We start from the raw sequence: 10,969 nt of genomic DNA, 5'->3' as shown, positions 1-10,969 counted from the left end.
AATGTAAATGGAAGCTTCAAGCAGAAGAGCAATGCGACGTATCAACACCATCCACTTTATTGGAATTGGTGGTGCTGGTATGGGTGGTATTGCCGAAGTGCTGGCCTTTGAAGGTTACCGTATCACAGGTTCAGATATTGCTAACAGTGCAATGACTGAGCGTTTAAGCAAAATGGGCGCTGAGGTTTTCATAGGCCACCATGCCGATAATGTAAAAACCGCAGATGTGGTTGTAGTGTCTAGCGCAATTAATGAGCAAAACCCAGAGATCCAAGCTGCGCTTGCCAATCGAACACCGATTGTTCGACGTGCAGAAATGCTTGCCGAACTGATGCGCTTTCGCCACGGTATAGCAGTCGCTGGAACGCATGGCAAAACGACAACAACAAGCTTGATTGCGAGTATTTTTGCCAAGGCACAGTTAGATCCTACTTTTATCATTGGCGGTCTATTAAATAGTGCTGGTAGCAACGCCAAAGTAGGTAGCAGTGAGTACCTTATTGCGGAAGCAGATGAAAGCGATGCGTCGTTTTTACACTTGCAGCCAATGGTATCTGTAGTTACAAATATCGAAGCAGATCATATGGATACTTATGACGGTGACTTTGAAAAAATGAAAGACACCTACATAGAGTTTATCCATAATTTACCGTTTTACGGTTTAGCGGTTGTTTGTATTGACTCCCCTGTAGCAAAAGAGCTACTACCTCGCTTTGCAAGACCCACTATTACTTATGGCGAAGCGGCGGACGCTGACTATCAGTTATTTGATTTCACACAAACACAGAGTGAATCACACTTTAAAGTAAAAACAAAAGAAGGTGAGGTGCTTGAGGTTACACTCAATATGCCAGGTAAGCACAATGCTCTCAATGCTGTGGCATCGATAGCTGTTGCTAAAGATCACAACATTGAAAATGATGCGATTTATCAAGCATTAGCGAGCTTTGAAGGCGTTGGCCGTCGCTTCCAACATTATGGTGCATTTAAAAACGAAGTTGGAGAAGTGATGTTAGTTGATGACTACGGACATCATCCCTCTGAAGTCGCTATGACCATCCAAGCTGCAAAAGCTGGCTGGCCAGATAAGCGCCTTGTGATGATCTATCAGCCTCATCGCTATAGCCGCACAAGAGACCTATATGAAGATTTCGTAAAAGTACTATGTGATGCTGATAAGTTACTGCTGTTGGATGTTTACAGTGCTGGTGAAACACCAATTGTTGGTGCAGATAGTAAAAGTTTGTGCCGTAGCTTACGTCAACGTGGCGTAGAGCCTATCCATATCAGCGATCATGCTGAACTTGCGCAAGTATTAGCAACCACGCTACAAGATGGAGATTTAGTGTTAACGCAAGGAGCTGGTAATATTGGCCAAATCGTAAAACAGCTAGCCGCAACAGGGCTATCAATAGAGCAATTAAAACAGAGTAAGTTATGAGTAGTCAGTTTGGTAAAGTAGCAGTATTACTTGGTGGCAGTTCGGCTGAGCGAGAAGTTTCGCTTAAGTCTGGTAATGCGGTATTAAATGCTTTTGTTAGCCAAGGTGTTGACGCAATTGCTTTTGACCCAGCAGAGCGTAATTTATGGGAACTGAAAGAACTCGGTGTGGAACGCGTATTCATTGCGCTACACGGTCGTGGTGGCGAAGATGGCACGATTCAGGGCGCTCTTGAGTTTATGGGGATCCCATATACAGGTAGCGGTGTATTAGGCAGCGCGCTTGCGATGGATAAAGTTCGCTGTAAGCACTTATTTCAGTCGGCAAAGCTCAGCACTGCACCTTACGCTGTCGTGAGCAAAGAAACGGGATTTGATGCTAAGGCACTCATAGCACAATTTGGTAAAGTCATGGTCAAGCCGAGCCACGAAGGCTCTAGTATTGGTATGGCACAAGCCGATAGTGAAGAAAGCCTCACTGGAGCACTAAATAACGCCTTCAAATTTGACGACCAAGTTTTAGTAGAGCAATGGATCACAGGTCGCGAATTTACGGTGTCCATGCTAGGTAAAGATGCGCTCCCTGTTATTGAAATGCGTACCCCACGTGGGTTTTACGATTACGAAGCTAAGTACCAAGTTAATAGCACTCAATACTATTGCCCTGCAGAGATTAGCGCAGCGCATACTGAACAATTACAGGTGATGGCAAAACACGCGTTTGAATTGGTTGGCGCGACGGGGTGGGGGCGAGTTGACGCAATGCAAGATGAGCAGGGGCATTTCTATTTATTGGAAGTCAATACCGTTCCCGGCATGACAGAAAAGTCTCTCGTGCCTATGGCTGCAAAAGCAACGGGTGTAAGTTTTGAGCAATTAGTTGTTCGCATTTTGGAGCAAACCCTTTAAGATGCGAGCATTTTTGGTGAAGGCAAAGCTTATCAGTTCCAAAGTGAACTGGCCCCTGTTCTGGGGACTGGGCTTTTTCTTTGCTGTTATTTTTACATTGATACGAGGTACATACTGGGTAAGCGATTGGTTAGTCGTGCATCATGATGCACAGATAAAAACGCTAAAAGTACTTGGTAAGCCTTATTTTACCAATGAAGATGACATTGTAACGGCGATAAAAACGACCGACTTAACGAGTTTCTTTAAATTGGATGTAAAAGCGGTGCATGAGGCCGTAAAGTCGCTTCCATGGATTGCCACGGTATCGGTTAGAAAACAATGGCCGGATACACTGCAAGTATATGTGGTGGAGCATAAACCCGTTGCACATTGGAATAGCGACTTATTACTCAATAGTGATGGTGAAGTATTTCAAGCGATAAGCAACAAATTACCAGAAGGGCTACCGGAGTTATATGGCCCTGAAGGCAGTGCTGAGGAAGCTTGGCACACATTTAAGCAGTTTAAAGCTTTATTGGCCGTGAACCAGTTTAGGTTGGAGAGCCTCGCGCTTTCTGAACGTTTTGCTTGGCAATTATGGCTAGATAACGGCATCCGCTTGAATTTGGGACGAGAAGATAAAGCCAAACGAGTACAACGTTTTATAGATGTATATCCTCGCATGGAGCGCCCTGAAGGCAAAGTGATAGACGTGATTGATTTAAGATACGACACGGGACTGGCAGTGAGTTGGAAAGAACCCATTGAGCAGAAAGAACAACAAAATAACAAGAGTGAAGCATGACGAAGTCGGCAGAAAGAAACTTAGTGATTGGATTGGATGTGGGCACATCAAAGGTCGTCGCCACGGTTGGGGAAATCACTGTGGACAATCAACTTAGTATTGTCGGTGTTGGGCGCCAAGATTCTCACGGAATGGACAAAGGCGGAGTGAATGACTTAGACCTTGTTTCTGAATCCATCAAACGTGCCGTAGATGAAGCTGAGCTAATGGCAGATTGTCGAATTAGCTCGGTATATTTGGGGATTTCTGGCAAACACATTCAATGTCAAAATGAAAGCGGTGTGGTCGCAATTAACAACGCGGAAGTGACGGATGATGATATTGCCAATGTTATCCATATTGCACGCTCTGTGCCTATGTCTGCTGAGCGCAAAATGCTGCATTCATTGCCTCAGGAATATAGCATCGATATGCAAGAGGGAATTAAAAACCCACTAGGCATGAGCGGTGTTCGAATGGAGGCAAAAGCTCATATTATTACATGCTCGAATGATATGGCTAAAAACATCGAAAAGTGTGTTGAACGCTGCGGTCTACAAGTTGATCAGTTGACGTTTAATGCACTGGCGTCGTGCTACTCGGTACTGACGGAAGATGAAAAAGAACTGGGTGTTGCAGTATTAGATATCGGTGGTGGCACCATGGATATTGCAATTTATGTTAATGGTGCATTGCGTCATACCGCGGTTATTCCTGTTGCTGGAAATCAAGTGACGGGAGATATTGCAAAAATATTTAGAACACCTATTTCGCATGCCGAGTCTCTGAAAGTACAATATGCGTATGCCGCAAGCCAAATGGCCTCAAGTGAAGAAACCATAGAAGTACCAAGTGTGGGTGGGCGACCTGCACGGATAATGTCGCGTCATACATTATCTGAAGTAGTAGAGCCTAGATTCAGAGAGCTATTTGAATTAGCGCAAGACGAAATTCGTCGTTCTGGGTTTGAAGACCAAATTGCGGCTGGCCTTGTGCTCACCGGCGGTAGCGCCAAGATGCAAGGAGCACAAGAAGTAGCTGAAGATATATTCCAAATGCCAGTCAGAATAGGTAAACCGATTGGTATTAAAGGATTAACTGATTATGTGGATGACCCTGCATATGCAACAGCCGTTGGCCTATTACAATATGGTCGATCGCTACAATCGATGAATGCACAGAAGTCGAAAGCAGATGTAGAGGGGAGTTGGTGGAACCGTGTTACAAAATGGTTCCAAGGCGAGTTTTAATACTCAAGTCGGAGAGTGAAGATGTTTGATATTATGGAACAGCACAGCGAAGAAGCTGTCATTAAAGTCATCGGTGTTGGTGGCGGTGGTGGTAACGCCGTAGAACACATGGTGAATCAAGAAATTGAAGGTGTTCGTTTTATTGTTGCGAATACTGATGCACAAGCGCTACGCCGTTCATCTGCGGATGTTACGGTACAGCTTGGTACACAAATTACTTCGGGCTTAGGTGCTGGCGCAAACCCTGAAGTGGGTAAAAGCGCAGCGGAAGAAGACCTTGAGACTATAAAAAGTAGTCTAGAAGGCGCCGATATGGTCTTTATTGCCGCAGGTATGGGTGGTGGTACAGGTACAGGTGCTGCACCTGTGGTTGCTCGCGCGGCAAAAGAATTAGGTATTTTGACTGTCGCTGTAGTTACGCGCCCATTTGACCTAGAGGGCAAAAAGCGTATGGCGGCAGCAGAGCAGGGGATTGCCGAGTTGTCAGAAATTGTAGATTCACTTATTACAATTCCGAACAACAAACTGCTTAAAGTTCTTGGTAAAGGGACTACACTGCTAGATGCGTTTGCTAAAGCGAATGATGTACTCTATGGCGCAGTTCAGGGGATCGCAGAGCTGATCACCCGTTCAGGTCTAATCAACGTTGACTTTGCAGATGTAAGAACGGTGATGTCAGCAATGGGGACAGCTATGATGGGAACTGCATCAGCAACAGGCCCAGACAGAGCGCAAGAAGCTGCTGAAGCTGCAATTTCTAGCCCTTTACTCGAAGATGTTGATTTAACTGGCGCAAAAGGTATCTTGGTAAATATTACTGCGGGTATGGATATCACTATCGAGGAGTTTGAGGTCGTCGGTAATCATGTCAAAGCACTGGCGTCAGAAAATGCGACAGTTGTGGTTGGTGCGGTAATTGACCCTGAAATGAGCGAAGAGCTAAGAGTTACCGTCGTTGCTACTGGTCTTGGTGGAGATCGTCGTCCTCAGTTTGGTATTGTAGACAATGGTTTCAAGCAAGCGTCAGGTTCGGATGCGGTAGGTGGAGCACAATCAAGCTCACAAACTAGCATGTATGTACCAAGTTTTACACAGCCACAAACGTCATCAGCTGAGCCTGAACAGCCAGCTGAAGCGCCAGCTCCTCAAGTGCAAGAGCAAAAAGCAGCACCGAAGCCGGCCACAAATGCGAGCAATGATAGTAAGGAAAAAGGCGACTACTTCGATATTCCTGCTTTCTTGCGTAAGCAGTCAGACTAAAGTTGGTATAAAAATTAAACAGAGATTGGCAGTTTGGCGGAACTATGTTATACTCCGCCGCCTATCTGAAATTTAAGTGGGCGAATATATGATTAAACAACGTACGATTGCACAAGTCGTAAAAGCCACAGGTGTAGGTTTACACAAAGGTGAAAAGGTCACGATCACTCTCCGACCAGCTGGTGTGAATACAGGTGTTGTATTTCGCCGCGTTGATCTAGACCCAGTTGTTGACTTTGAAACAACGCCAGAAGCTGTGGGCGACACGCAACTGTGTACGTGTTTAACGAATAAAGACGGTGTTCGCTTGTCTACTACTGAGCATTTAATTGCTGCGGTAGCTGCACTTGGGATTGATAATCTAATTGTTGAATTAGATAGCGCTGAAGTGCCGATTATGGATGGCAGTGCATTGCCATTTATCTACTTAATTCAGAAAGGCGGTATTGAAGAACAAAATGCTGCTAAGCGTTTTATTCGCATTAAAGAGAAGGTGCGTGTTGAAGACGGCGACAAATGGGCTGAAATAGAGCCTTACGACGGCTTTCATATCGACTTTGAAATTGACTTCAACCATCCTGCAATAAATGCGAGCCGCCAACGTATTGGTTTAGACATCACTGCACAAAGCTTCACTGAAGAGATCAGCCGAGCGCGTACTTTTGGTTTCATGCGAGACATTGAGTACATGCACGCTAATAATCTTGCATTAGGTGGCAGCATGGATAACGCAGTGGTGCTGGATCAGTTTAAAGTATTGAATCCTGATGGGCTTCGTTATGCGGACGAATTTGTAAAGCACAAAATTTTAGACTGTGTTGGCGACATGTTTATGGCGGGCCACAACATTCTAGGAAAAATTTCATGCTACAAATCAGGTCACGGCCTTAACAACATGTTACTGCGCGAGATTATGGCGACAGAATCAGCATGGGAGTGGGCAACCTTTGAAGAGCCGGTCAGCATGCCTGCACCAGGTATGGAAGCTGGTATCAATACTGCAACTGCTTAAAAATCTTAATTGGTATTAATAAAAAAATGACGCTGAGGCGTCATTTTTTTTGCGCTGCGGTTGCGTGTTTGGCTAATTTTTCTAGCTTGGCCTTCAATGAAGGTGGTGCCGACTCTGCTAATGCCAGCAGTTGCTCGCCAGTTGCTTGGCTCATGTTACGGTTAGCTTTGTAAGCTGTGGATGGTGACTCAACAGTATTGTTTAGCCGCTGTTGTGCCTCAGGGTTTGTTGTGATTTTCACTAAAGCGCAGTCATGAACACCCGCCTTTCGAAAAGCGCTAAGTATATCCATTTTTAAAAAGTTGAGGCGTGTGGCTAGGGTCGCTGAAGCGGCCTCTATTGTGAGTGTGCCTTCTCGATAATGCGCGACTCGACACTTCTTACTCAAAATAGGTCCGAGCGTCTCGACTAAGCAAGTTTGTAATTGTGCGGCCTGCGCACTTTTTTGGCCATACTGATTGAGTTTATCAGACCACCCACCCATAACTTCATCCAATGGCTTTGGATTGTAGCGATTTTTAGCCAATGACTTACTTCCCGTAGGTTGAAAAATAAAAAATAACCGCCATATCAACAAGCACAGGTACATGACGTATCGTATTTGTCGTTTCTCAGTCTCTTTGAATTATAACAGAGACTCGATATTGAGAAATCCATAAGTACTAATATTTGTGTGAATACAAATCTGGGGTTTGAGAAATAAGCGAGTTAATACCAATTTTCTTAATTAAGAGGTCTATTTTGAGGCAATAAAATCTTGTCGATAACTAGGCAAAAAACTTGCTATTTAGTTGTTCTAAATAAGAAATTTTTAACGCTGTTAGCGTCAGGTTTGCTCCTTCAAATTGAGCAAGTATTAAGTCAAATTGGTATAACTTATTTCTTAAAAAAACTCATCTAGCGTATTTACCCTGAGGGTTTGATAAGGCGTGCCCTAACTTGCTGTTAAGGCAAAGCTTAATTTATCTCATTGTCTAGCGTCGAAAATGGCTGCTAGAAAGGTATTAATTATCTGAAGCCCAGGCTATTTACCTTCTTTCGTCATGTTATCTGTATGGATAAAGTGAGCTTCTGTCAGTTTACACCCTAAATTGAACAAGTATTGAGCAAGATAGTGTTAGCTATCATCAGCCGTGTGCTTGGTCAATTTGTGTGAAAAACTGGCTGTGCGAAAGGTACTTATTATCCGTTGCTCAGGTTATATGACCAGTCAAACCAAATCGAGGAGGCGCTTTAGAGTGATGTGTCAATAAAACTTGATAACGTGCAATAGTAACCTTACGCCTAACAGTAAAGATTTCTTGCAATTAAGGCCGGTATTATTTGCTCAATAAGGTTTGCAGAAGCAAAGAGTCTGGTATGATAGGGCATAATTTTAATTCGGCAATGCACAAATGCTCACTCCTAAATTGGCAATCTAGCAACTTGAATTTAGGAACGCTTTTGTCGCCAGCAGGACAAGCGCGACCCAGTCTTAATAACACTGGCTTAGAAGTATGGGTCAGCCAATACACAGAGTGAATCGGTTCAAACATGTTAGCTAATATTTTTACCAAAATTTTTGGTAGTCGTAATGATCGCACCATCAAAAACTTAAGAAAAACAGTCGCCTTAATCAATGCCTTAGAAGAGCAGTATACCAAATTAAGCGATGACGAATTAAAAGCCAAAACCGCTGAATTCAAACAGCGTGTTGAGCAGGGATTAAGTTTAGATGACTTATTACCAGAGGCGTTCGCTACGGTGCGAGAAGCATCTAAGCGCGTATTTGGAATGCGTCATTTCGATGTGCAAATGATAGGTGGTATGGTGTTGCACCAAGGTCGCATTTCAGAAATGAGAACGGGTGAAGGTAAAACATTAACTGCGACGCTACCTGCATATTTGAATGCACTCTCTGGTAAAGGCGTGCACGTGATCACGGTGAATGATTATCTAGCGAAACGTGATGCTGAAACCAACCGCCCACTATTTGAATTTTTAGGGTTGACTGTTGGCTGTAACGTACCAGGTATGATGCCGCAACAGAAAAAGCAGGCTTACGGCGCCGATATTACTTATGGGACAAACAACGAGTTTGGCTTTGACTACCTGCGCGATAACATGGCATTTAGCGTTGAAGAGCGTGTTCAACGTCCTCTGAACTATGCTGTTGTGGATGAGGTGGATTCAATCCTTATCGATGAAGCGCGTACACCTCTTATTATTTCAGGCCCAGCCGAAGATAGCTCAGAATTATATGCTGAAATCAATAAGATCGTTCCTGAACTTGTGCAGCAAGAAAAAGAAGATGAAGAAGGCGTTGAAGGTGATGGCGACTTCACTATTGATGAGAAAGGCAAACAAGTTCATTTAACTGAACGTGGTCAAGTTAAGGTCGAAGAGCTACTTACTGAGCGTAATCTAATTGAAGAAGGTGATTCGCTCTATTCTGCTGGCAACATTTCATTGTTAAGTCATGTTTATGCTGCGCTTCGCGCTCACAAACTGTACCAAAAAGATGTTGATTACGTTGTTAAAGACAACGAAGTTATCATCGTTGATGAACATACAGGTCGTACGATGGAAGGGCGTCGTTGGTCTGAAGGTTTACATCAGGCTGTTGAAGCAAAAGAAGGCGTTCGAATTCAAAATGAAAACCAAACGTTGGCTTCAATCACTTTCCAGAACTATTTCCGCCTTTACAACAAGCTTGCAGGTATGACAGGTACGGCGGATACGGAAGCATTTGAGTTCCAATCAATTTATGGTCTAGATACTGTTGTTATCCCAACCAATAAACCTATGGTGCGAGATGACCGTGCAGATTTAGTCTACTTAACTCAAGAAGAGAAGTTTGAAGCTATTCTTGAAGATATTCGAGGCTGCCAAGAACGTGGCCAACCTGTACTCGTTGGTACAGTATCAATCGAAAGTTCTGAATACCTTTCTCACTTCTTACGTAAAGAAAAAATCGAACACAACGTACTGAATGCTAAATTCCATGCGCAAGAAGCTGATATCATTGCAGATGCAGGTTTGCCAGGAAAAGTGACTATCGCAACAAATATGGCGGGTCGTGGTACTGACATTGTGCTTGGTGGTAGCTGGCAGTCGGATGTTGAAAAACTTGAAAATCCGTCTGAAGAGCAAATTGCTCAAATTAAACAGGAATGGAAAACTCGCCATGATGCTGTACTCGCGTCAGGTGGTTTGCACATCATTGGTACAGAACGCCATGAATCTCGTCGTATTGATAACCAGTTACGTGGTCGTGCTGGTCGTCAAGGTGATGCTGGTTCAAGCCGCTTCTACTTATCAATGGATGATGCGTTAATGCGTATTTTTGCTGGTGAACGCATGACTAACATGATGCGCAAACTAGGCATGCAACGTGGTGAGGCTATTGAGCATCCATGGGTGAACCGCGCTATTGAAAATGCACAGCGTAAAGTTGAAGCACGCAACTTTGATATTCGTAAACAACTACTTGAATATGATGATGTGGCAAACGACCAACGTAAAGTAGTTTATGAGCAGCGTAATGAGCTACTCGAAGAAGGTAATATCTCTGAAACTATCACCGCTATTCGTGAAGACGTATTGAATGCGACTATCGATCAATACATTCCACCACAGAGCCTAGCTGAAATGTGGGATGTTCCAGCGTTGGAAGAGCGTTTGAAAAACGATTTCCATGTTGAGCTTCCGATTGCGAAATGGCTTGAAGAGGATACCAAGCTTTACGAAGAAGTACTTCGTGAGCGCATTATTGAAGAAGTAGATAACGCCTACAAGCAAAAAGAGCAGATGGTGGGTGAGGATGTACTACGTCATTTTGAAAAAGCAGTGATGTTACAGAGTCTAGATCAGCACTGGAAAGATCACTTAGCGGCGATGGATCATCTGCGCCAAGGTATCCACTTACGTGGCTACGCGCAGAAAAATCCAAAGCAGGAATATAAGCGTGAATCGTTTGAGCTGTTCTCACAAATGCTTGAGAATTTGAAGATTGACGTTGTAGGTGTTCTGAGCAAAGTACAGGTTCGTGCAGAGGAAGATGTTGAGAAAGTTGAAGAGCAACATCGTAAGAGTGAGCAAGCACCACGCGAATATCAACACGAAGAAGTTGAGCGCGTAGGTGGTGAAGCACCACAGGGCGCTGTAGTGAGCGACCGCACTGAACCAAAAGTGGGCCGTAATGAGCCATGTCCTTGTCAGTCTGGCAAGAAATATAAGCAGTGTTGTGGCAAGCTAAAATAATTGAATAATCATTATTTAATACCAATTTGACTTAATACTTGCTCAATTTGAAGGAGTAAATCTGACGCTAACAGCGTTAAAAATTTCTTA

General features: G+C 43.9%; 8 protein-coding genes. 7 read left to right on the top strand and 1 reads right to left on the bottom strand.

Going from position 1 to position 10,969, the window contains the following annotated elements:
• Positions 1-7: 7 nt before the first annotated feature.
• The 6 genes from murC (at position 8) to lpxC (ending at position 6,637) form a co-directional block, all read left to right on the top strand.
• Entirely contained in the window at positions 8-1,441 is a 1,434-nt protein-coding gene (murC, locus tag HUZ36_RS20810) for a UDP-N-acetylmuramate--L-alanine ligase (RefSeq protein WP_125251067.1), read from the top strand.
• Positions 1,438-2,349 carry a D-alanine--D-alanine ligase gene (locus HUZ36_RS20805; protein ID WP_147389044.1) on the top strand — a complete coding sequence of 304 codons (912 nt, stop codon included), beginning with the start codon at positions 1,438-1,440 and terminating at the stop codon, positions 2,347-2,349. The genes murC and HUZ36_RS20805 overlap by 4 nt, the downstream gene beginning before the upstream one ends.
• A 1-nt stretch (position 2,350) precedes the next feature.
• The gene (locus HUZ36_RS20800) at positions 2,351-3,136 is read left to right on the top strand and encodes a cell division protein FtsQ/DivIB (protein WP_147389045.1); all 786 of its coding nucleotides are present in this window, start codon (positions 2,351-2,353) and stop codon (positions 3,134-3,136) included.
• Complete coding sequence (gene ftsA / locus HUZ36_RS20795) at positions 3,133-4,365, top strand: cell division protein FtsA (protein ID WP_125251070.1); 1,233 nt, start codon at positions 3,133-3,135, stop codon at positions 4,363-4,365. The genes HUZ36_RS20800 and ftsA overlap by 4 nt, the downstream gene beginning before the upstream one ends.
• A 21-nt stretch (positions 4,366-4,386) precedes the next feature.
• Positions 4,387-5,625 (top strand): cell division protein FtsZ, encoded by a 1,239-nt coding sequence (gene ftsZ / locus HUZ36_RS20790; protein WP_128731097.1) that lies wholly within the window; start codon positions 4,387-4,389, stop codon positions 5,623-5,625.
• A gap of 88 nt (positions 5,626-5,713) precedes the next feature.
• Positions 5,714-6,637 (top strand): UDP-3-O-acyl-N-acetylglucosamine deacetylase, encoded by a 924-nt coding sequence (gene lpxC, locus HUZ36_RS20785; protein ID WP_010368639.1) that lies wholly within the window; start codon positions 5,714-5,716, stop codon positions 6,635-6,637.
• Positions 6,638-6,677: 40 nt separating this feature from the next.
• On the opposite strand, the gene HUZ36_RS20780 is transcribed toward lpxC, so the two are convergent.
• Positions 6,678-7,163 (bottom strand): DUF721 domain-containing protein, encoded by a 486-nt coding sequence (locus tag HUZ36_RS20780; RefSeq protein ID WP_176033876.1) that lies wholly within the window; start codon positions 7,161-7,163, stop codon positions 6,678-6,680.
• Positions 7,164-8,170: 1,007 nt separating this feature from the next.
• On the opposite strand from HUZ36_RS20780, the gene secA reads away from it, so the two are divergent.
• Complete coding sequence (gene secA, locus HUZ36_RS20775) at positions 8,171-10,879, top strand: preprotein translocase subunit SecA (protein ID WP_125251073.1); 2,709 nt, start codon at positions 8,171-8,173, stop codon at positions 10,877-10,879.
• Positions 10,880-10,969: the final 90 nt, after the last annotated feature.

Origin of the sequence: Pseudoalteromonas sp. McH1-7, assembly GCF_013366255.1 — a bacterium.
Classification (GTDB): domain Bacteria; phylum Pseudomonadota; class Gammaproteobacteria; order Enterobacterales; family Alteromonadaceae; genus Pseudoalteromonas; species Pseudoalteromonas peptidolytica.
The sequence above is the reverse complement of the archived record's forward strand: the minus strand, read 5'-3'. Positions and strand labels throughout refer to the sequence as shown.